We start from the raw sequence: 20,824 nt of genomic DNA, 5'->3' as shown, positions 1-20,824 counted from the left end.
GTAGGGCCTCAGGAGCGGGGCTCCTGGGGCAGGCCGTCGGCGATGGCGTACCAGTCGGCCTTGGATTCCGAGTAGATGTGCTTCTGCGGGATGGGGCTCAGCGGTGAATCCAGCGTGCCCAGCGTGACGCCAACCCAGTCGGGGTTGGCGCTCTGGCTGTACCACTGCAGGGTCGACCCACACTGCCGGCAGAAGGTCCGGGTCACGCCGGGAGAGGAGTGGAACTCGCCAACCATGTCCTCGCCTTGCACCCAGCGGAAGCTGTTCCAGTGCACGGTGAAGTAGGTGCCGAAGGCCGCACCGTGGCCCTTGCGGCATTGGCTGCAATGGCAATGGGTGGCGGATTCGATGGGCGCGTCGATCTCGTATTTCACTGCGCCGCACAGGCAACTGCCGTGGTGCATGGCTTCAATCTCCTGCGTTCGGCCGGGCTTCCTTCATCCCGACCCTCTCCGGAGGGAGAGGGGGGAATCGGCACTCAGCGGCTGGCGCGGCGGCTCATGAAGGCCAGTCGTTCCAGCAGTTGCACGTCCTGCTCGTTCTTCACCAGGGCACCAGCCAGCGGCGGGATGGCCTTGGTGGGGTCGCGTTCGCGCAGCACGGCTTCGCCGATGTTGTCTGCCATCAGCAGCTTCAGCCAGTCCACCAGTTCGGAAGTGGAAGGCTTCTTCTTCAGGCCAGGGACCTTGCGCACATCGAAGAACACGTCCAGGGCCTCGGCCACCAGCGAGTTGCTGATGTTCGGGTAGTGCACGTCGACGATTTTCTGCAGCGTGTCGCGGTCGGGGAAGGCGATGTAGTGGAAGAAGCAGCGGCGCAGGAAGGCGTCCGGAAGTTCCTTCTCGTTGTTGGAGGTGATGATGATGATTGGGCGCTGCTTGGCCTTGATGGTCTCGTTGGTCTCGTAAACGTAGAACTCCATCTTGTCGAGTTCTTGCAGCAGGTCGTTGGGGAACTCGATGTCGGCCTTGTCGATTTCGTCGATCAGCAGGATGACGCGCTCTTCGGATTCGAACGCCTCCCACAGCTTGCCTTTCTTGATGTAGTTGCGAACGTCGTGGACCTTGTCGGAGTCCAGCTGGGAATCGCGCAGACGGCTCACCGCGTCGTACTCGTACAGGCCCTGGTGAGCCTTGGTGGTCGACTTGATGTGCCAGGTGATCAGCTTGGCGCCGAAGGCGGCGGCCAGTTGCTCGGCCAGCATGGTCTTGCCGGTACCCGGTTCACCCTTGACCAGCAGCGGGCGCTGCAGGGTGATGGCGGCGTTCACCGCGAGCTTGAGGTCGTCGGTGGCGACGTAGGACTGGGTGCCTTCGAACTTCATCAGTAAATCCTCGGACGTAAGACTCCGGTTGGAATACCGGACGGTTCAGTATTTGGTAAAGAGCTGAATATAACGCGCGCACGAGTCGACTGTGAACGCAGAAGCTTCATTCAGTCACTGAATGGCAGGAATGCCCTCGAACCGGCTTGGCGGGGCGCTGGACGCTCCAATGTCACGGCCTTAGGCTTGGGCACTTTTCCGCCATGACAAGGATTCCGCCATGAGCCGTATCTACGCCGATAACTCGCAAGCCATCGGTAACACCCCGCTGGTTCGCATCAATCACCTGGGCCCGCGTGGCGTGACCATCCTCGCCAAGATCGAGGGCCGCAACCCCGCGTATTCGGTGAAGTGCCGCATTGGCGCCAGCATGATCTGGGACGCGGAGGCCTCGGGTCGACTGAAGCCCGGCATGACGCTGGTGGAGCCCACATCCGGCAACACCGGTATCGGCCTGGCGTTCGTTGCCGCCGCGCGTGGTTACAAGCTGATTCTCACCATGCCGGCCTCCATGAGCCTGGAGCGTCGCAAGGTACTCAAGGCACTGGGGGCCGAACTGGTGCTGACCGAGCCGGCAAAGGGCATGAAAGGTGCTATCGAGAAGGCCAACGAACTGGCGAACGCCAACCCCGGGCAATACCTGCTGCTGCAACAGTTCGAGAATCCGGCCAACCCGGCCATCCATGAGAAGACCACGGGCCCGGAAATCTGGAACGACACCGAGGGCGCGGTGGATGTGCTGGTGGCGGGCGTGGGCACCGGCGGTACCATTACCGGCGTGTCGCGCTACATCAAGCAGACCTGCGGCAAGCCAATCCTGTCCGTAGCGGTGGAACCGGTGACTTCTCCGGTTATCAGCCAGACCCTGGCCGGCGAGGAAGTGAAGCCAAGCCCGCATAAGATCCAGGGCATCGGCGCCGGCTTCGTGCCGAAGAACCTCGATCTGGCCATGGTCGATCGCGTCGAGCAGTGCACCGATGACGACGCCAAGGCGATGGCTCTGCGCCTGATGCGTGAGGAAGGGATTCTTTGCGGTATCTCTTCCGGTGCTGCGATGGCCGTCGCTGCGCGCCTGGCGGAACGCCCGGAAATGCAGGGCAAGACCATCGTCGTGATCCTGCCCGACTCGGGCGAGCGCTATCTCTCCAGCATGCTGTTCGATGGCCTGTTCACCGAGCAGGAGCTGCAACAGTAGGTTGGTCCGAGCTTCGCGAGGCCCAACATTCAGGCTTTGGGCCTCGCAGTGTCGGGCTTCGCTGCGCTCTGACGTAACGCCGCCTGCACCAACCTACGTCTGCGCAGGTTCATAGCTCCCCGACTCATAGCTCACTCCGTGGCGCACGCGAGGCGGGCCATCGCCTTCGTGCAGCATGGCCAGGTTGTCGATGATCGCCTTGTCCGCGATGGTCAGGCGGTCGAGCATCCGCAGGTGCTGCAGCCAGTTCTCCACCACCATGGTTTCCTGCCACAGCTCCGGTTCGCTGGCATCGCGATAGAGCGCCCAGCGTTCGGCGCCGTTGCGCAGACGCAGACGGCGAAGCGGGCGGCTGGCGCGGACGAAGTCGCGGGTGCGTTCCTGGGGAATGCGGTATTCGATCGTCACCAGCACGGAGCCCCGATCCGGATCGAATGAGAAGCTCGGTTGGCCAGGCTGCGGGCTGTCGGCGTGGGCGATGCTGGAAGCGTCCAGCTCCGGCAGGCGGCGTGGGTAGAGCAGGAAGGCGCAGGCGATCATCAGGCAGCCGGCGCTGAACAGTGCTCCCTTCACACCCATGCTTTCCGCCAGGTGGCCCCAGAGGTAAGAGCCGAGCGCCAGCCCGCCATAGATCGCCGTCTGGTACAGCGCCAGGGCGCGGGCCTTGACCCAGTCCGGCACCAGAATCTGCACCGCCGAGTTATAGCTGGCCACTGCTGCGATCCAGCAGATGCCGCCCAAAAGCAGGGCTGGGAAGATCACCCAGAGGCTGTCCAGCGAGCCCAGCGCCAGCATCACCACGCCAAATAACAGGCCGGCCAGGCTGATCAGCTTGCTGGTACCGATCAGCAGGCGTCCACGGTTGACCAGCAGGCTGCCGCTGATGGCGCCAACTCCAAGGGCGCCGAGCATGTAGCCGTATACCGTGGCGTCGCCATCCGGGTTGCGGTGCGCCAGCAGCGGAAGCAGTGCCCAGACGGCGCTGGCGGAAATGCCGAAAGAGAACGAGCGCAGCATGACCAGGCGGGTGACGCTGGAGTACTGGGTGAAGCGCAGGGCCGCTACCACGCCCTGTATCAGGCCTTCGGGTGGCAGGGAACGAACGGGAATGCTGCGGCGCCACTGCCAGATCGCGCCTATCAGGCCCAGGTAGCACAGGCAGTTGAACAGGAACACCCAGGCCGGGCCCACGGCGCTGAGCATCAGGCCGCCCAGGGCTGGGCCTGCGGCGCGGGCGACGTTGTAGTTGACGCTGTTGAGCAGCACCGCATTGCCCAGCATTTCTCCTGGCACCTGCTCGCTCACCGCCGCCTGCCAGGCCGGGATGGTGATGGCGCCGCCAATGCTGATCCAGAGGATGGAGACGATCAGCAGGATCGGGTCCAGATAGCCGAGGAACGCAATGGCGCTGAGGAAGATGGCGCCGCTCATCTCGAAGCAAAGTCCGGCGAGCATGATCTTGCGCCGGTCGTGGTTGTCTGCCAGCACGCCTGAGAGGATCGACATGAGCACAAGGGGCAGGGCCGAGGCGACCTGAATCATCGCGACCAGCAAGGGACTGGCGTGCGCCTCGGTGACCACCCAGGCGGCGGCCACCGACTGCGCCCAGGTACCCAGGTTGGCGAACAGGTTGGCGATCCAGATGATGCGGAAGGCGGCAATGGTGAAGGGACTGAACAGGCCCTTGCGTGGAGTGGCTTCGGGTTCGGCGTCGAGGGGGAGATCGTTCTTCGGTGAGACGGACTGGAGCATGGCGACCATCCTTGCGCTGCACGGCCCCAGGCAGGCGGGCCGGTCAAGGCAGAAGTGTAGACGCCGCCAATGGCCTGGTTTTGCTCCAGGTCAGGCTTCCTCGCGGGCACGCTGGGACTTGCCGCGCATTGTCACTGGTGGCGGTGATGGAGAAGCTGGAAGCCCCGCACGACGGGGTCTCGATCCACAAGCAGCCAGGACAAAAAGACAATGACACGTTCCTTCGCGCCCCTCCTTCTGACGCTGGCCATGTCCGCCGCCGCCCAGGCGGCCGATACGGTGAAGATCTACAACTGGAGCGAGTACATCGCCCCGGACACCGTCGCCAACTTCAGCAAGGAAAGCGGCATCCAGGCCAGCTACGACGTCTATGACAGCAACGAGACCCTCGACGGCAAACTGATGACCGGCCAATCCGGCTACGACGTGGTGGTGCCCTCCAACCACTTCATGGCCAAGCAGATCCAGGCCGGCGCCCTGAAGAAGCTGGACAAGAACCAGCTGCCCAACTGGAAGAATCTCAATCCGGTGCTGCTCAAGGCGCTGGAAGTGAACGACCCTGGCAACCAGTACGGCTTCCCCTACCTCTGGGGCAGTACCGGCATCGGCTACAACGTCGACAAGGTCAAGGCCGTGCTGGGCGACAACGCCCCGGTAGATTCGTGGGACCTGTTCTTCAAGCCGGAGAACATGGAGAAACTCGCCAAGTGCGGCGTCGCCGTACTCGACAATGGCCCGGAGCTACTGCCCATCACCCTCAACTACCTGGGCCTGCCGCACCACAGCCAGAAAGCCGAGGACTACAAGACGGCGCAAGCCGAGCTGATGAAGGTGCGCCCGTACATCACCTACTTCCACTCCTCGAAGTACGTCAGCGACCTGGCCAACGGCGACATCTGTGTGGCCGTCGGATTCTCCGGCGACATCCTGCAGGCCGCCACCCGCGCCAAGGAAGCCAACAACGGTGTGAATATCCAGTACTCGACGCCGAAGGAAGGCTCGCCGATGTGGTTCGACATGGTCGCCATGCCCGCCGATGCGCCCGATGAAGCGGCTGGCTATGCCTTCCTCAACTACCTGCTGCGTCCGGATGTGATGGCTGGCATCAGCAACTCGGTGCACTACGCCAACGGCAATGCCGCGGCCGACTCTCTTGTGGAAGCCGAAATCAAGTCCGACCCGGCCATCTACCCGCCGGCCGACGTGATGAAGAACCTCTTCGCCCTGGAGTCCATGCCACCGAAGATCGATCGCGTACGGACCCGTGTTTGGAGTGCGATCAAGACGGGGCGTTGATCCTGCCAAGGTGAATGTGTTGGGGGATTCACCTTGTAGGGGCGAACTCATTCGCCCCTACAGAAAACTATCCCGCCGATTTCACCGCAGCCGGCACCGGCGCCGGCTTGAGCACCAGCCACAACGCCAGGGCGATCAGCACGCCGCCTTGCAGGTGCGCCATCGACACCGACTCATCGAGCAGCAGCACGCCCCAGAACACGCCGAACGGCGGGATCAGGAAGGTCACGGTCATGGTCTTCACCGGGCCGACGTTGGCGATCAGTCGGAAGTAGAGGATGTAGGCGAACGAGGTGCAGATGAATCCCAGAGCGGCCAGGGCCAGCCAGGTGACAGGTTGCAGGAGGGGCGCCAGCGGCATGCTCGGCGCATCCCAGGCGAACACCGGCACCAGGCAGAGAGTGGCGCCGATCTGGCAGCCGAGGGCGACCATTCCGCTGTCCATGCCGCCCGCTTCGGTAATCCAGCGCTTGGTCATGAAACCGGCGAAGCCGTAGCAGGTGGTGGCCACCAGGCAGGCGGCCGCACCCCAAAGCAGCTGGGCATCGAAGGCCACGGGGCCGGTGCGGGTCAGCACCGCTACCCCGGCCAGGCCCATCAGTACCCCGAGGGCTTTTGTGCCGGTGAGCTTCTCGCTGAAGAACAACGCCCCGATCAGAACACCCATCAGCGGCGTCGTTGCGTTGAAGATGGCCGAGTAGCCGGCCGGCAGCACTTTTGCCGCCAGGGCATACATGGCCGCCGGAACCCCGGAGCTGACGATGCCGATTATCAGGGTCTTGCCCAGCTTGCCGCGAAAGTCCCAGTTGCTGCGCAGCACCGCGAGGAGCACGGCAAGACCGATAGCCGACAGCAGTACCCGCAGGAAGGCCGTGGGTAGCGCTCCGATTTCCGGCACCAGCATGCGGATGAACAGGAAGCTGGCACCCCAGATGGCGGCGAGGCTCAGCAGGCGGACGAGATCGGCGGGTTTCATGACAGGCTCCAGGCATTGGAGCCGGCACGATGCGCCGCCTCGGGTGGCGGCGCAATCTACAACTTGCTTTCAAATTGGCGGAACAGTTTGGGGATGTACCGGCTGGGGGGCGCTCCCTTTGTAGGGGCGAAATCATTCGCCAAAGGCAGCGTAGCTGCCTCCTCCGTCGGACTAGGGCGAACCTGCGGTACGTCTGGCGATTGAAATCGCCCCCACAAGAGCCATCAGAAGGTCTTTCTCGCGCTGGCCACCCAGGTTGCAGTGCACACGTCGGTGAATCCGTAGTTGCTGGCGCATTCGGACTCGGACAGGTCGGTGTCGATGTAGGACAGACCCCAGGTAACCCCTAGGAAGTCCCGGGTCAGCTTCGCCTCCCACTCGTGGTAGCTGTCGGTGCTGTCGCCACCGGTGGACCAGAACATCGGGTCCTTGAAGTCCATGCGCCCGTAACGCAGTTCCAGCTCGACCTCCAGGGGCAGGCTGGTCTGGTAGCCGGCATAGCTGTAGAGCGCGTCCTGGTCTTCGCCGAACACGGTCGATGCGTCGTTGGAGTAGAAGGCGGCGAGCTTGAAGCCATAGGCACCGAGGATGGCGTAGACCTCGCTCTGGTTGAACTGGCTTTCCTTCGGATAGCTGTACTTGATGTAACCGAGGTCCAGGTTCACCTCGTCTGTAGCCTGCCAGTACCAGCCGGCGTAGTAGTCCACTTCCTGGCGGGTCTTCAGGCCGAAGCCGTAGTCCACGTTGGAGGTCCAGGCACCTGCATAGAGGCCGCTGGAGTGGAGCAGCGTCGCGCCGGCCTGGGCGGCCGGGTCGTTCTGGGTCTGGGAAATGCCACGGGTGCGGTAGTCGCTGAGCACGGCCAGGTCGACTTGCACGGAAAAATCATCGTTCAGTTGCAGGGCCTGGCAGGCGAGCGGGGCCAGGGTGAGGGCGAGGAGCGTGATGCGGCGCATGGTGATACCCGTTGTTGTGATTGTTCTGGCAGATGCGGGCAAGGCTCCGCCCGGCCCCCGCCTTGGGGCGGGAGCAGAGCGGGGAGCGGGTGGTGCTGGTTGTCAGAGCGCCGCGTCGAAGACTTCGCGGCCGCCGAAGTAAGTCTTGAGGACGCGGGTTTCGGCCAGGTCCTTGTCGTCGACGCTGAGCACGTCGCGGTCGAGGATGATGAAGTCGGCCTGCTTGCCGGGCGCGAGGGAACCGATCTGTTGTTCCAGGCCGATGGTGCGGGCGGCATTCAGGGTGTAGGCCTGCAGCATCGTTTCGCGGTCGATGCGCTCGTCGGCGTTGAGCACGCCCTTGGGCCCTTCACGGGTCACTGCCTGGTAGATGGCCTGCCAGGGATTGGGCGAGGAAACCGGCCAGTCGCTGGCGCCGGCAATGGTCGCGCCCTGTTGCAGCAGCGAGTGGGCCGGATACTGATAGCGGAAGGCGAACGCGCTGACGTAGGGCTTCACCAGGTCCAGGGTGTAGTCGTCGCCTGAGGCCCACAGCAGTTGCATCGAGGCAATCACGTTCAGCGGCTTGAATCGCGCGAATTCCTTGGGGTTTACCAGTTGCAGGTGGGTAATGGAGTGGGTGACGCCGCTCTGGCGGTCCCTGCGCGCCTGCTCGATGCCGTTGAGGGACTCGCGCACGGCGCGGTCGCCGATGGCATGGATATGCACCAGCCAACCACGGGCGTCGGCTGCGCTGACCAACTCACCGAAGTGCGCCGGGTCGATCAGCAGCTCGCCTTTCTTCTGCGAGTTGTTGTACGGATCGATCAACGCGGCGCTCTGGGCCGGGTACTCCAGCACGCCATCGGCGAAGACCTTGATGCCGGGCAGGCTCAGGTTGGAGATGCCCTGGAACTGCTTGCGCACCTTGTCGAGGGTATCCAGATCGGCGGGACGGCTCTTCGGGTTGGCCACCAGCAAGGCGGCGACATGCGCGTTCAGCTCACCCTTGTCGGCCAGCGCCTTGTACACCGGCAACACGCCGACGGTCTTTTCCGTGGGCTTGAGGGCGAACACCGCTTCGCCCGGCGCAGCGTTGGCTGCCGGGTCCATCCAGGCGGTGATGCCCTGGCTGTTGTTGTATTTAACGGCGGCCTCGCCAGCTCGCAGCATTTCTTCTGCACTGGCCGACGGCATGGAGGCGGCAATGCGGTCCCAGCCGGCATCCACCGCGAAGCCGTTGGGTTTGCCATCCTTGTCGATGCCCAGGGGGCCGCGTTCGGCTTCGGGCAGGGAGGCGACCAGCTTCGCGTCGATGCCGGCGCGATCCAGCATGGCCTGGTTGGCCCAACCGGTGTGATGATCGCTGCCGCTGAACACTACCGGCACCTTTGTCCATTCGCCGTTGTTGAAAATGCGGCGAAATTCTTCCGCACGGCTCCAGTACGCCGAACTCATGCCCGCGATGTTCAGCACATCGCCATGGCGGGCACTGCCATCGTCACGCCAGGTTCGCAGGCGTTTTTCCAGCTCGGCAGGTTCCACCACCTCGTCTTCCATGTTCGCGGAGGTCATCTCCAGGCCACCGAAAATGGCATGGGAATGGGTGTCCACCAGTCCAGGCAGCAGGCGCTTGCCGGCCAGGTCGATGATTTTTGTGGACGCATCGGCCAGCGCCTTGATCTCGGCGTCGCTACCCACCTTCAGCACCTTGCCGTCCGCCACCGCCATGGCTTGCGCAGAAGGCTTGGAGGGATCGGCGGTGTAGAGCTTGCCATTGAGTAGCACCAGGTCGGCGGCCGCCATGGACTCCATCGAGGAAAAAGCCAGCGCCACTGCCAGCAGGGTGGGCTTGAAACCTTTCATTGGTGAACCTCTTGTTTTTATTGATCTGGCAGCGAGACTAGCGACTCGACAGGGCTGGCAGAACGCCCGAAACGTGCAAAACCTTTTTTCCTGAATGGAAAAACCATGGACAAGTTCGGTGCCATCACCATGTTCGTCGCCACGGCGGAGTTCGGTAGTTTCAGCCGCGCCGCCGAGCAGCTCGGCAAGACTCCCTCGGCCCTGACCAAGGCCGTCAGCCACCTGGAAGAAGAGCTCGGCGTGCGGCTGTTCGAACGCAGTACCCGGCGCACCGTGCTGACCGAAGCCGGGCGGGTCTACCTGGAAACCGCGCGCCAGGTACTGCAGCGCCTGCATGAGGTGGGGGAAGAGGTCGGCCAGTTGCAGCACGGTCTTTACGGCAGCCTGCGATTGACTGCGCCACTGGCTTTCGGTCGCGCTTTTCTCGATGAGGTCTGCGCGGGGTTCCTTGCCGAGTACCCGCAAATTCGGTTGCGGGTGGATCTTTCCGACTCATTCATCGATCTCGTCGATGCGGGCTACGACCTGGCCTTGCGCGAAGGACGCGGCGACCAGCCCGGGCTGATCGCCAAGACTGTCGGGCGCAACTGCCTGGCCTTGTGCGCCAGCCCGACTTACCTGGCCCGCAATCCGGTACCGGTAACCCCGGCAACCCTCGACCAGCACGACTGGTTGCTCTACCGGCACGCGGCGTTGAGCCGAACGTACTGGTGGGTGGAGAAGGACGGCCAGCGGCTTAGCCTCCTGCAGCCCGCCGCACCGCGTCTGGAGAGCGACAACTACGACCTGTTGCTGGCCAATGCGCTGGCTGGCGGCGGACTGTTTCACGCACCTCTGTGGAGTGGCGCCCCTTACTTCGCCGATGGCCGCTTGGTGCGGTTGATGGCCGACTACGAGATCGACCCGGACGCCTTTGGCCCGCAGATTCTCGCGGTCTACCCCAGCCACCGCCGTGCCACCGGCAAGGTGCTGGCGTTCATCGACTACCTGGCGGGCTTTCTGGAGCAGCGTGGGCTGGCGTGAACGGTTGAATACGAATTGCCGCTGGGGGCGGAGGGTGGGATTCGCAAAGGTGGATCATGCTTCACCGATCCTCCATTGGAGTCTGGCGCGGAACTGATGGCGGCAATGAAGAGCGATCTTCGCCCTGCGCACTGGTTGTAGGAGCGAATTCATTCGCGAAGGGCAGCAACGTTGCCCCATTTGGAATTGAGGGGCAGACCTGCGGCCTGCTTCGCGATTGAAATCGCTCCTACAGGGAGACCTCACCCTGACCTAGAAATGCTTGCTCACACTCGCCACCCAGGTCGAGCTGCACACATCGGTGAAGCCGTAATAACTGGTGCATTCGGACTCGGACAGGTCGGTGTCGATGTAGGCGATGCCCCAGGTGACACCGACAAAGTCGCGGGTCAGCCTGGCTTCCCACTCGTGGTAGGCATTGGAGCTTTCGCCGCGGGCAGACCAGAACAGCGGGTCCTTGAAGTCGTTGCGCCCGTAGCGCAGCTTCAGGCCCACATCCAGGGGCAGGGCGTACTCGTAGCTGACGTAGCTGTAGAACGTGTCCTGCTTTTCGCCGATCAGGTTCTTCGCGTCGTTGGAGTACTGGGCGCCGAACTTGAAGCCGTAGGCGCCGAGGATGGCGTAGGCCTCGCTCTGGTTGAACTGGCCTTCCTTCGGAAAACTGTACTTGATGTAGCCGAGGTCAAGGTTCACTTCATCGGTGGCCTGCCAGTACCAGCCGGCGTAGTAGTCCACTTCCTGGCGGGTCTTCAGGCCAAGGCCAAAGTCGACGTTGGAGGTCCATATCCCGGCGTACAGGCCGCTGCTATGGAGCAGGGTGGCGCTAGCCTGGGCAGCCGGGTCGTTCTGGGTCTGGGAAATGCCACGGGTGCGGTAGTCACTGACCAGCGCCAGGTCGACTTGCAAGGAAAAATCGTCGTTCAGTTCTATGGCCTGGCAGGCGAGCGGAGCCAGGGCGAGCGCAAGGAGCGTGAAGCGTTTCATCGAGGGTTTCCCGTTGTTGTGATTGTTCGGGCAGACGCAGGCAAGGCTCCGCCCGCCCCGCCAGATGGCGGGGACGAATGCGGAGCAGGTGGTTTCTTGTGTTTAGAGGGCGGCGTTGAAGACTTCGCGACCGGCGAACCAGGTTTTCAGTACCTGGGTGCCCTGCAGGGCTTCGGGTTCGACCTGGAACACGTCGCGGTCGAGGAGGATCAGGTCGGCCTGCTTGCCGGGCGAGAGCGAGCCGATCTGCTTTTCGAGGCCAATGGTGCGGGCAGAGTTGAGGGTGTAGGCCTGGAACATGGTTTCCCGGTCGATTTCCTCGGCGGCGTTCAGTACGCCTTTCGGACCCTTGCGGCTGATCGCCTTCCAGGGTTCCGGCGTGGTTACCGGCCAGTCGCTGGCGCCGGAGATGGTGGCGCCGTTCTTCAGCAGCGAACGGGCCGGGTACTGGAACTGGAAGGCCATGGCGCTGATGTAGGGCTGCACCAGGTCGATGCTGACCTCATCGGCGCTGGCCCAGTAGAGCTGCATGGAGGCGATCACATCCAGCGGCTTGAAGCGCGCAAACTCCTTCGGGTTGACCATCTGCAAGTGGGTGACTGAATGGGCGATGCCGCTCTGGCGGTCTTTACGCGCCTGTTCGATGCCATTGAGCGACTCACGCACTGCGCGGTCGCCGATGGCATGAACATGCACCAGCCAGCCGCGGGCGTCGGCCGCGCTGACCAGATCGCCGAAGTGCGCCGGGTCGATCAGCAGTTCGCCACGTTTGTTCGAGTTCTTGTAGGGATCGAGCATCGCGGCGGTTTGTGCCGGGACCTCCGCCACGCCGTCGGCGAAGACCTTGATGCCGGGCAGGGTGAGGTTGGGCACGCCCTGGAATCGCTGGCGCACCTGGTCGAGAGTGTCCAGGTCGGCCGGCTTGCTCTTCGGGTTGGCCACCAGCAGGGCGGCGACGTGGGCCGTAAGCTCACCCTTTTCCGCCAGCGCCTTGTAGGCCGGCAACACGCCGAGGGTCTGGGCGGTGGGCTTGAAATCGAACAGGGGCTCCCCCGGCGCGGCGTTGGCCGCCGGGTCCATCCACGCGGTAATGCCCAGGCTGAGGTTGTAGCGCAGTGCCGAGCGCGCGGCCTTCAGCAGTTGCTCGGCCGAGGCGGGTGGGAGTTGCGCCATCACCGGGTCCAGCCCGGCATCGGCAAGGAAACCATTGGGGCGGCCATCGGGATGGTGGCCAATGGTGGCCTGTGCTTCGCCCTTCAGGCCTTTCACCTTGGCCGCATCGATGCCGGCGCGCTTGAGCATGGCCTGGTTGGCCCAGCCGGTGTGATGGTCCCAGCCGAGGAAAAAGATCGGCACGTCGGCCCATTCGCCCCGGTTGAAGCGCTGTTCCAGTTCAGCCACTTGGCTCCAGGCAGCTGACGGCAGACCGCTGACACTGAGCGCGTCGCCATGCCGCGCCTTGCCGTTGTCGCGCCATTGGCGCAGGCGCTGCTCCAGTTCCGCCACGGGAATCAGCTGGCCGCCCATGGAGGCCGAGTCCAGTTCCAGGCCGCCGAAAATCGCGTGGGAGTGTGAGTCGATGAAGCCCGGCATGAGCACTTTGCCGCCGAGGTCCATCACCTGGGTGCCGGACTCCTTCAGGCGCAGGATTTCGGCGTTACTGCCGACGGCGCGCACCTTGCCGTCTTCCACGGCCACGGCCTGTTGCAGGGCCTGGCCGGGTTCGGCGGTGTAGACCTTGGCGTTATGCAGGATGAGATCGACCGCCGCGAAGCTTTCCATCGAGGAACAAGCCAGTGCGACGGCCAGGAGTTTAGGGGCGAAGGTTTTCATCAGGTGATTCCGGTTCTTGTTGGTCTGCCGGAGAGCCTAACCAAGCCGGTGAAGCGGCAGAATGCTATGTTCTCGCACAACTTTTGTGCCGATCCGGAACAGATCAATGGACAAGCTCAGCGCGCTCAACATGTTCGTCGCCACTGCCGAGTACGGCAGCTTCAGCCGTGCCGCGGAGCAGATCGGCAAGACGCCGTCCGCGCTGACCAAGGCAGTGGGGCACCTGGAGAGCGAGCTGGGCGTGCGCCTGTTCGAACGCACCACCCGTCGCATGGCGCTGACCGAAGCCGGCCACATTTACCTGGAAGGTGCCCGGCAGGCGCTTATGCAACTGCAACTGGCCGGGGAAGAAGTGGACCAACTGCAGGACGAATTGCGCGGCACCCTACGCCTCACGGCGCCGCCGTCCTTCGGCCCGGCCTTTCTCAGTGAGGTGTGCTGCCGCTTCATGAGCGAACATCCGCAGGTGCGCCTGGACGTGGACCTGAACGACGCCTTTGTCGACCTGATTGACGGCGGCTACGACCTGGCCCTGCGCGACGGGCCCACCGACCTGCCTGGGCTGATCGCCCGGCCGTTGACCAAGAACCGCATCTACCTCTGCGCCAGCCCCGCCTATCTGGAGCGCAAGAGGCTTCCCGTGTCGCTGGACACCTACCAGCAGCATGACTGGCTGATCTTCCAGCACCCGCTGCTCAACCGACACTACTGGTGGCTGTGGCGTGGTGAGGAACGCATCCGTGTATCGCAGCCCACGCCGCGAATGACCAGCGACAACTACGACTTCCTGCTCGCCTGCCTGCTAGGCGGTCATGGGTTGCAGGTGGTGCCGCAATGGAGTGCGGCACCCTACCTGGCCAGTGGCCAACTGGTTCGGGTGATGTCCGACTACGAGCTGGAACCTGACGCCTTCGGGCCCTGGGTCCATGTCCTCTATCTGGCCCATCGCCGTCGCACCCGCAAGGTGCGGGTGTTCATCGAGATGGTGGAGGCCTGCCTGCGGGAGAGGGGAATCGCCTAGGTAGGCGAGAGGACTCCTCTAGGGGCGATTGCAATCTCCAGGCAGGCCGCAGGTTTGCCCTATACCGTCGCTAGGGGCTGCTACGCCGCCCTTGGCGAATGAATTCGCCCCTACAACGGGCACTTTTTTCTGGCTAAGCTCGGCTTTCCCGTTTCCGCAGCAGAGAAATCACCATGGCGCAGCAATGGCCGGCCGAAGGCATCGCCCGACTGATCCTCGATGGTTTCGATGATTACCGTGAGCATTTCCGCCAGATCACCGATGGCGCCCGTGCCCGATTCGAGGAGGCACAATGGCAGGCAACGCAGTTTGCGGCGGCCGCGCGGATCGCCCTCTACGAAGTGAAGGTTGGCGAAACCAGCGAGCGGCTCCGTGGGGCCTATGCGATGGACGAGTTGCTGGATGTACAGCTCTGGCCCCTGGTGAAGAGCGCCTACATCGGTCTGATCGACGTGCGCTTCGACGACGAGTTGTCCGAGACCTGGTACAACTCGATTTTCTGCAGCCTGTTCAGCCATGACCTGATCAGCGACGGCTGCATGTTCATTCACACCACACGGCCTTCCTTGCGCGTACATGAACGCGCGCCCCAGACCCGCAGCTATCGCCCCGAGGGCCGGCTGCATGCGGCGCTGTCGGCGATACTCGACGACTTCCGCTTCGATGTGCCCTACGACGACCGCGCCGGCGACATCGAACGCCTCGAAGCCCAATTGCGCGAGAACCTGCCGGACTGGGTGTGCAAGGACCCGGAGCTGTGCATCGAACTCTTTGCGTCCCCGCTGTACCGCAACAAGGGCGCCTACCTGGTCGGCCGCATCTATACCCGCGACGAGCAATGGCCGCTGGTAATCCCGCTGCTTCACCGCGAGGGGCGTGGCATCCAGGCCGACGCCATGATCACCGACGAAGCCGAAGTGTCGATCATCTTCTCCTTCACCCGTTCCTACTTCATGGTGGATGTCGCCGTGCCGGCCGAGTTCGTCGGCTTCCTCAAGCGCATACTGCCGGGCAAGCACATCGCCGAGCTGTACACCTCCATCGGCTTCTACAAGCACGGCAAGTCGGAGTTCTATCGTGCGTTGATCAACCACCTGGCCAACACCGACGACCGCTTCATCATGGCGCCCGGTGTACGCGGCATGGTGATGAGCGTGTTCACGCTGCCGGGCTTCAATACCGTGTTCAAGATCATCAAGGACCGCTTCGCCCACGCAAAGACGGTGGATCGCAACACCGTGATCGAGAAGTACCGCCTGGTGAAGAACGTCGACCGGGTAGGGCGCATGGCCGATACCCAGGAGTTCGCTGACTTCCGCTTCCCCAGATCCAAGTTCGAGCCGGAATGCCTGGCCGAACTGCTGGAGGTCGCGCCGTCCACCGTGGCGCTGGAGGGCGATGTGGTACTGATCCGCCACTGCTGGACCGAGCGCCGCATGACCCCGCTGAACATCTACCTGGAAAGCGCCAGCGATGCCCAGGTGCACGAGGCGCTCTATGACTATGGCCTGGCCATCAAGCAACTGGCGGCGGCGAACATCTTTCCCGGCGACATGCTGCTGAAGAACTTCGGCGTCACCCGTCACGGCCGCGTTGTGTTCTACGACTATGACGAAATCTGCTACCTCACCGAGGTGAACTTCCGCGTCATTCCGCCACCGCGTTATCCGGAGGACGAGCTTTCCGCCGAACCCTGGTACTCCGTGGCGCCGAACGATGTGTTCCCCGAGGAGTTCCCGCGCTTCCTTTTTGCTGATATCGGCCAACGCCGCCTGTTCGCCAAGCTCCATGGCGACCTCTATGACGCCGAGTACTGGAAGACCCTGCAGGTGGCAATCCGCTCCGGCAAGGTGATCGACGTTTTCCCGTACCGGCGCCAGGAGCGGGAACTTACCGAGGCAATCCAGTAAGGATCATGGTCGAGCACACGTTCTCCCGCGCCACCTGGCTCAACTCCCTGCACATGTCGGCGCTGACCGCCGCGCTGTTGCAGGAGGAGGGCATCGAAACCGCCGATGTACTGGCCGGCAGCGGCATCAGCGAGCAGGACCTGCTCGAGTTGCAGCGGCTGATCAATCCGGAACAGGAGCAGCAGGTCTACGCCAACGCCGTGCGCCTGATGCCGCGCCCCGCTCTGGGCCTGACCCTCGGACTGCGCACGCGCATCTCCGCCTATGGCCTGCTCGGCTACGCGATGCTTTCCGCACCGACCTTCGGCGATGCCTTGCGCGTCGGCCTCAGTTACCCGGTGCTGCTGGGCACCTACTTTCGACTTGCCCTGGAGCAGGACGGCGACACTGCGTGGCTCAGTGCCTGTGGCTACAGCGAAGATGAATCCCTGCGGGCGTTCAACACCGAGGTGTGCCTGGGCTCGCTCAAGGTCACTTTCGCCGACCTGTTGGGGCAGTCTTTGCCACTGCGCGCAGTGCAGCTGGATTACCCCGCCGGCAGTGGCATGGTGCGACCCTATGCGCGTGGCTTCGGCTGCCCGGTGAGCTTTGGCGCCACTCGCAGCGCCATGGGGTTCGATGCTGCCTGGCTGGCACGCCGCCTACCGCTCGCCGACCCGGTGACCCACAAGGAAATGCTCGAACAGTGCCGCCGACAGAATGTCGAGTTCGCTGCCCGCCGCGCCTGGCTGGAACGCGTTCGCGGCCTGCTTGCCGCGCGTCTGCAGGACCCGCCAGGGCTGGAAGAGCTGGCCCGGCAGATGAACTGCTCCTCGCGCAGCCTGCGCCGTCACCTGGCCCAGCAGCAGACCAGCTACCAGCAACTGCTGGACGAACTGCGCTTCACCCGTGCCAAGGAAATGCTCCAGCAAGGTGACATGCCCATCTACCGCATCGCCGAAGAACTCGGCTTCAGCGAAACCGCCAGCCTGCGCCATGCTTTCCAGCGCTGGAGTGGGCAGCCGCCGAGTCATTTCCGGGGGTAGATGGGGGAGCAGGGTTCAGCGCCGCACATTCAAGACATCAGGCGCGAGTCACCCCTCCCCACTTCAGGGTGAGGGGATGGGAGAGAGGGTGTCCGGCCAGGAAAGTTGGCCATATCAATCCCCTATTGGCCGTCCTTGCCACTGCGCAAACACCCCCGGTTCCGCACAGAATCCCCCCATCAATAACAAGACCGATAAGGTGCCTCCCATGCTGACAGTCTATAGCGACGATCACCGTCTCCATTTCGGCCAGTCTGAACTGGTCGACGGCAAGCTCCAGCCCTGCTTCGAAATGCCTAGCCGCGCAGACACCGTGCTGGCGCGGGTCCGTCAGCAGGAAATCGGCGAAGTGATCGAGCCGAAGGACTTCGGCCTGGAGCCGGTCCTGCGCGTGCATGACGCGGCTTATGTGGAGTTCCTCAAGGGTGCCTGGGATCGCTGGGCCGCCGAAGGCCATAGCTGCGACATGCTCCCCACCACCTTCCCGGCACGCCGTCTGCGCCGCGATGGCCCCATCCCCACCGCGCTGCATGGCCAACTCGGCCACTACTGCTTCGACACCGAAGCGCCGATCACCGCCGGCACCTGGCAGGCCGTGTACAGCTCTGCCCAGGTGGCGCTGACCGCCCAGGACCACATGCGCCAGGGCGCCAACACCGCCTTCGCCCTCTGCCGGCCGCCGGGCCACCATGCCGGCAGCGATTTCATGGGCGGCTACTGCTTCTTCAACAACGCCGCCATCGTCACTCAGGCCTTCCTCGACCAGGGCGCGAAACGAGTGGCGATCCTCGATGTCGACTACCACCACGGCAACGGCACGCAGGAACTGTTCTACGACCGCGCCGATGTCCTGTTCGCCTCGATCCATGGCGACCCGCTGGTGGAGTACCCCTACTACCTGGGCCACGCCGACGAGCGCGGTGAAGGTGCGGGCGCAGGCTTCAACCTCAACTACCCGTTGCCCCACGGCACCGACTGGGACGGCTGGTCCGCCGCCCTCGACGACGCCTGCCGAAGGATCGCTGCCTACGCGCCGGATGCCCTGGTGATCTCCCTGGGCGTGGACACTTACAAGGACGACCCGATTTCCAAGTTCAAGCTGGACTCGCCGGATTACATCCGCATGGGCCAGCGCATCGCCGCCCTCGGCCTGCCGACGCTGTTCATCATGGAAGGCGGCTACGCGGTGGAAGCCATCGGTGTGAACGCGGTGAACGTCCTGCAGGGCTACGAAGGGGCTGCGCAATGAAGACTCGAATCCTGCTGGCCGGTGCCTTGCTGGGCGCCTCGCTGAATGCTGCCGCCGAATCCCAGGTGCGTATCTACAATTGGTTCGACTACATCGCTCCGGATACCCTGAAGAATTTCCAGGCCGACAGTGGCATCAAGCCCCAGTACGACGTGTATGACAGCAACGAATTGCTGGAGGCCAAGCTGCTCTCCGGCCATTCGGGTTACGACCTGGTGGTACCCAGCGACAGCTTCCTGCCCAACTACATGAAGGCCGGCGTGTTCCAGCCTCTGGACAAGAGCAAGTTGCCGAACTGGAAGAACCTCAACCCGGCGCTGCTCAAGGTCCTGGCCGCCAAGGACCCGGGCAACCAGTACGTGATGCCGTACATGTGGGGCACCAACGGCATTGCTTACAACGTCGACAAGGTGAAGGCTGTGCTGGGCGAAAACGCGCCGGTGGATTCCTGGGAGCTGATCTTCAACCCGGACAACCTGGCCAAGCTCAAGCAATGCGGCGTTGCCTTCCTCGACTCGCCCACCGAAGTGATTCCTGAAGTCCTGCATTACCTGGGCCTGTCGCCCAACAGCCGTAATCCCGAGGACTACCAGAAGGCCGAGGAATTGCTGGTCAGACTCCGGCCGAACATCACCTACTTCAGCTCGTCGAAGTTCGTCACCGACCTCGCCAATGGCGAGGTCTGCGTGGCCCTCGCCTGGTCTGGCGGTGCGATGCAGGCGGCCGCCCGTGCGCGGGAAGCCGGTAACGGCGTGAAGGTGGAGTACCGCATCCCCAAGGAGGGCACCGCGGCCTGGTTCGATGTGCTGGCGATTCCGAAGGATGCGAAGAACGTCGAGCAGGCCCACGCCTTCCTCAACTACCTGCTGCGTCCTGAAGTGGTGGCGCCGATCTCCGACCACGTCGCCTACGCCAACCCGAACCAGGCGGCAGACTCGCTGATCTCCGCCGAGCTGCGCGACAACCCCAACGTCTACCCGCCGGCGGAGGTGCAGGCCAAGCTGTTCTCGGTGGAGATGCTGCCGCCGAAGCTGGAGCGCATCCGTACCCGCACCTGGACCAAGATCAAGACCGGGACCTAGATACTCTCCTCGTTGGTGCCTGCCTTTTGTGGGGGCGAATTCATTCGCGAAGGGCTGCGTAGCAGCCCCTCAACCTCAATGGGGCAGCCCTTCGGCCTGCTTGGCGAATGAATTCGCCCCCACAGGTTTCCGACCCCAGGTCCCTATCATCAATCCCCCCGCCAGCATCAGCCCCGCGCCGGCTACATAGAGTGCCGGTTGCAGCCCGCCGGAAAGGTGGCTGCTCAAGGCCGCCAGCAACGGGCCTGCCAGTTGGCCCAGGGCGAAGGCAGCGGTCAGCAGGCCGACATTGCGGGCGTGGCCATGCGGGTCCAGTTCGCGCGCTTGCTGCATCACCAGTTGCATGCCGGCGAGGAAGGGGCCACCACTGAGGATCACTCCCAGAACCAACCCGGCCATGCCCGGCAGAGCGCAGGCCAGGGTACCCGCAGCCTGCAGCCAGAGCGCGACTACCAGCCAGCGGCGGGTGCCACCCGGTCGCTGACGGCGCTGGCTGACCAGCAGAACACCGAGTGCAGCCGCCAGGCCAAAGGCAGGCCAGAACAGGTCCGCCTGCCATTGCCCGTGAAAACGCGCGGCAGCCATCTGCGAAAGAAAGGTGGCGGGAATGATGTAACCCAGGCCTACCAGGCCATAGGCGGCGAGCAGGGTATACAACGCGCGTGGTCGTTGCCGTGCGGGTTGTTCGGTCACAGTCGTGGCCGGCTGCTGATGTGGTAGCAGCGGCTGGACAATCAGGGTGAGCACCAGGGCGAGGCCACCGAAGGCGAGCCAGATAGCGGTGGAGCCCCGGCCTTGCAGGTTCAGTTCAAGGGCCAGGAGCCCGGTCAGCATCACTCCGAAGGCGGGACCAGCGAAGACCAGGCTGCCCAGGCGCGGCCGATTGGCTTCGGCGGCTATACGCTGGCTGAGGCCGGTGACTACCACCAACACCCAGGCACTGCTCACGCCCAGGCCGAAGCGCAGCAGCGCGTGGGACCAGAAGCCGTCGGCCGGCACTGAAACCAGTGTCAGCAATACGGTGGCCCAGAGCCCCAGGACCAGGCGCAGTCGTGCCTGGCGCGACGAGCTGGAGCGGAAGGCGTCCAGGGCGCCGACCAGATAGCCCAGGTAGTTGGCGGCCGCCACCAGGCTGGCGCCGGTCAGGCTCACCTGACCTTCGGCGATCAGGTGCGGGAGCTGCGGAGTGAGGGCGAAGCGGCCGACCCCCATGGCCACCAACAGGGCCGTGAAGCAGGCAATTAGTCGGATCAGCGGGGACATGGAAAGGGCTCCGAAGCAGATCATCGGGATTCCATCCTAAGTACTGGTGTTGTTCATGAAAAACGAATAAAAAAGAATGCAGTTGTTCTC

17 protein-coding genes are annotated in these 20,824 nt (G+C 63.7%); 8 read left to right on the top strand and 9 right to left on the bottom strand.

Features of this window, described 5'->3' with window-relative positions:
* Positions 1-8: 8 nt before the first annotated feature.
* Both D6Z43_RS10720 and D6Z43_RS10715 read right to left on the bottom strand, forming a co-directional pair.
* Complete coding sequence (locus tag D6Z43_RS10720) at positions 9-404, bottom strand: GFA family protein (protein ID WP_120651917.1); 396 nt, start codon at positions 402-404, stop codon at positions 9-11.
* 74 nt (positions 405-478) lie between these two features.
* On the bottom strand, positions 479-1,324 hold the full coding sequence (locus tag D6Z43_RS10715) for a MoxR family ATPase (protein ID WP_077524947.1): 846 nt from the start codon (positions 1,322-1,324) through the stop codon (positions 479-481).
* A gap of 220 nt (positions 1,325-1,544) precedes the next feature.
* Here D6Z43_RS10715 and cysK point away from each other — a divergent pair, with 220 nt between their 5' ends.
* Complete coding sequence (gene cysK, locus D6Z43_RS10710; protein WP_120651915.1) at positions 1,545-2,519, top strand: cysteine synthase A; 975 nt, start codon at positions 1,545-1,547, stop codon at positions 2,517-2,519.
* 93 nt (positions 2,520-2,612) lie between these two features.
* On the opposite strand, the gene D6Z43_RS10705 is transcribed toward cysK, so the two are convergent.
* Positions 2,613-4,271 carry an MFS transporter gene (locus D6Z43_RS10705; protein WP_120651914.1) on the bottom strand — a complete coding sequence of 553 codons (1,659 nt, stop codon included), beginning with the start codon at positions 4,269-4,271 and terminating at the stop codon, positions 2,613-2,615.
* Between the two features lie 210 nt (positions 4,272-4,481).
* On the opposite strand from D6Z43_RS10705, the gene D6Z43_RS10700 reads away from it, so the two are divergent.
* Positions 4,482-5,567 (top strand): polyamine ABC transporter substrate-binding protein, encoded by a 1,086-nt coding sequence (locus D6Z43_RS10700; protein WP_120651913.1) that lies wholly within the window; start codon positions 4,482-4,484, stop codon positions 5,565-5,567.
* Positions 5,568-5,634: 67 nt separating this feature from the next.
* On the opposite strand, the gene D6Z43_RS10695 is transcribed toward D6Z43_RS10700, so the two are convergent.
* The 3 genes from D6Z43_RS10695 to D6Z43_RS10685 all read right to left on the bottom strand — a co-directional run bounded on the left by D6Z43_RS10695 (position 5,635) and on the right by D6Z43_RS10685 (position 9,344).
* Complete coding sequence (locus D6Z43_RS10695; RefSeq protein WP_120651912.1) at positions 5,635-6,543, bottom strand: DMT family transporter; 909 nt, start codon at positions 6,541-6,543, stop codon at positions 5,635-5,637.
* 224 nt (positions 6,544-6,767) lie between these two features.
* Positions 6,768-7,499 carry a TorF family putative porin gene (locus D6Z43_RS10690; protein WP_120651911.1) on the bottom strand — a complete coding sequence of 244 codons (732 nt, stop codon included), beginning with the start codon at positions 7,497-7,499 and terminating at the stop codon, positions 6,768-6,770.
* A gap of 102 nt (positions 7,500-7,601) precedes the next feature.
* Entirely contained in the window at positions 7,602-9,344 is a 1,743-nt protein-coding gene (locus D6Z43_RS10685; protein ID WP_120651910.1) for an amidohydrolase, read from the bottom strand.
* A gap of 105 nt (positions 9,345-9,449) precedes the next feature.
* Between D6Z43_RS10685 and D6Z43_RS10680 the strand changes: the two genes are divergently transcribed.
* Positions 9,450-10,367: a LysR family transcriptional regulator gene (locus D6Z43_RS10680; RefSeq protein WP_120651909.1), complete on the top strand. Its 918-nt coding sequence runs from the start codon at positions 9,450-9,452 to the stop codon at positions 10,365-10,367.
* Between the two features lie 252 nt (positions 10,368-10,619).
* On the opposite strand, the gene D6Z43_RS10675 is transcribed toward D6Z43_RS10680, so the two are convergent.
* Together D6Z43_RS10675 and D6Z43_RS10670 are read right to left on the bottom strand one after the other, a co-directional pair.
* On the bottom strand, positions 10,620-11,351 hold the full coding sequence (locus tag D6Z43_RS10675; protein WP_120651908.1) for a TorF family putative porin: 732 nt from the start codon (positions 11,349-11,351) through the stop codon (positions 10,620-10,622).
* Between the two features lie 102 nt (positions 11,352-11,453).
* Positions 11,454-13,184, bottom strand: coding sequence for an amidohydrolase (locus D6Z43_RS10670; protein ID WP_120651907.1), 1,731 nt, complete (start codon positions 13,182-13,184; stop codon positions 11,454-11,456).
* A 106-nt stretch (positions 13,185-13,290) separates the two neighbouring features.
* Here D6Z43_RS10670 and D6Z43_RS10665 point away from each other — a divergent pair, with 106 nt between their 5' ends.
* From D6Z43_RS10665 to D6Z43_RS10645, 5 genes are all read left to right on the top strand, one after another.
* On the top strand, positions 13,291-14,205 hold the full coding sequence (locus D6Z43_RS10665; RefSeq protein WP_120651906.1) for a LysR family transcriptional regulator: 915 nt from the start codon (positions 13,291-13,293) through the stop codon (positions 14,203-14,205).
* 173 nt (positions 14,206-14,378) lie between these two features.
* Positions 14,379-16,115 carry a bifunctional isocitrate dehydrogenase kinase/phosphatase gene (gene aceK / locus D6Z43_RS10660; RefSeq protein WP_120651905.1) on the top strand — a complete coding sequence of 579 codons (1,737 nt, stop codon included), beginning with the start codon at positions 14,379-14,381 and terminating at the stop codon, positions 16,113-16,115.
* Positions 16,116-16,120: 5 nt separating this feature from the next.
* Entirely contained in the window at positions 16,121-17,140 is a 1,020-nt protein-coding gene (locus tag D6Z43_RS10655) for an AraC family transcriptional regulator (RefSeq protein WP_120651904.1), read from the top strand.
* 208 nt (positions 17,141-17,348) lie between these two features.
* A complete protein-coding gene (locus D6Z43_RS10650) occupies positions 17,349-18,389 on the top strand; it encodes a histone deacetylase family protein (RefSeq protein ID WP_120651903.1) in 1,041 nt (346 codons plus the stop codon).
* Complete coding sequence (locus tag D6Z43_RS10645; RefSeq protein WP_120651902.1) at positions 18,386-19,471, top strand: extracellular solute-binding protein; 1,086 nt, start codon at positions 18,386-18,388, stop codon at positions 19,469-19,471. Before D6Z43_RS10650 ends, D6Z43_RS10645 begins: the two co-directional genes overlap by 4 nt.
* A 75-nt stretch (positions 19,472-19,546) precedes the next feature.
* Here the strand turns inward: D6Z43_RS10645 and D6Z43_RS10640 are convergent, their stop codons facing one another.
* A complete protein-coding gene (locus D6Z43_RS10640) occupies positions 19,547-20,734 on the bottom strand; it encodes an MFS transporter (protein ID WP_120655238.1) in 1,188 nt (395 codons plus the stop codon).
* Between the last annotated feature and the right edge of the window lie 90 nt (positions 20,735-20,824).

It is taken from the genome of Pseudomonas sp. DY-1 (assembly GCF_003626975.1).
Taxonomy (GTDB): domain Bacteria; phylum Pseudomonadota; class Gammaproteobacteria; order Pseudomonadales; family Pseudomonadaceae; genus Metapseudomonas.
The sequence above is the reverse complement of the archived record's forward strand: the minus strand, read 5'-3'. Positions and strand labels throughout refer to the sequence as shown.

Bases quoted from the DNA above. Each gene is read 5' to 3' on its own strand.
- D6Z43_RS10700 (WP_120651913.1), top strand. From the start codon at position 4,482: ATGACACGTTCCTTCGCGCCCCTCCTTCTGACGCTGGCCATGTCCGCC.
- D6Z43_RS10680 (WP_120651909.1), top strand. From the start codon at position 9,450: ATGGACAAGTTCGGTGCCATCACCATGTTCGTCGCCACGGCGGAGTTC.
- cysK (WP_120651915.1), top strand. From the start codon at position 1,545: ATGAGCCGTATCTACGCCGATAACTCGCAAGCCATCGGTAACACCCCG.
- D6Z43_RS10640 (WP_120655238.1), bottom strand. From the start codon at position 20,734: ATGTCCCCGCTGATCCGACTAATTGCCTGCTTCACGGCCCTGTTGGTG.
- aceK (WP_120651905.1), top strand. From the start codon at position 14,379: ATGGCGCAGCAATGGCCGGCCGAAGGCATCGCCCGACTGATCCTCGAT.
- D6Z43_RS10670 (WP_120651907.1), bottom strand. From the start codon at position 13,184: ATGAAAACCTTCGCCCCTAAACTCCTGGCCGTCGCACTGGCTTGTTCC.
- D6Z43_RS10655 (WP_120651904.1), top strand. From the start codon at position 16,121: ATGGTCGAGCACACGTTCTCCCGCGCCACCTGGCTCAACTCCCTGCAC.
- D6Z43_RS10650 (WP_120651903.1), top strand. From the start codon at position 17,349: ATGCTGACAGTCTATAGCGACGATCACCGTCTCCATTTCGGCCAGTCT.
- D6Z43_RS10665 (WP_120651906.1), top strand. From the start codon at position 13,291: ATGGACAAGCTCAGCGCGCTCAACATGTTCGTCGCCACTGCCGAGTAC.
- D6Z43_RS10715 (WP_077524947.1), bottom strand. From the start codon at position 1,324: ATGAAGTTCGAAGGCACCCAGTCCTACGTCGCCACCGACGACCTCAAG.
- D6Z43_RS10720 (WP_120651917.1), bottom strand. From the start codon at position 404: ATGCACCACGGCAGTTGCCTGTGCGGCGCAGTGAAATACGAGATCGAC.
- D6Z43_RS10695 (WP_120651912.1), bottom strand. From the start codon at position 6,543: ATGAAACCCGCCGATCTCGTCCGCCTGCTGAGCCTCGCCGCCATCTGG.
- D6Z43_RS10645 (WP_120651902.1), top strand. From the start codon at position 18,386: ATGAAGACTCGAATCCTGCTGGCCGGTGCCTTGCTGGGCGCCTCGCTG.
- D6Z43_RS10705 (WP_120651914.1), bottom strand. From the start codon at position 4,271: ATGCTCCAGTCCGTCTCACCGAAGAACGATCTCCCCCTCGACGCCGAA.
- D6Z43_RS10685 (WP_120651910.1), bottom strand. From the start codon at position 9,344: ATGAAAGGTTTCAAGCCCACCCTGCTGGCAGTGGCGCTGGCTTTTTCC.
- D6Z43_RS10690 (WP_120651911.1), bottom strand. From the start codon at position 7,499: ATGCGCCGCATCACGCTCCTCGCCCTCACCCTGGCCCCGCTCGCCTGC.
- D6Z43_RS10675 (WP_120651908.1), bottom strand. From the start codon at position 11,351: ATGAAACGCTTCACGCTCCTTGCGCTCGCCCTGGCTCCGCTCGCCTGC.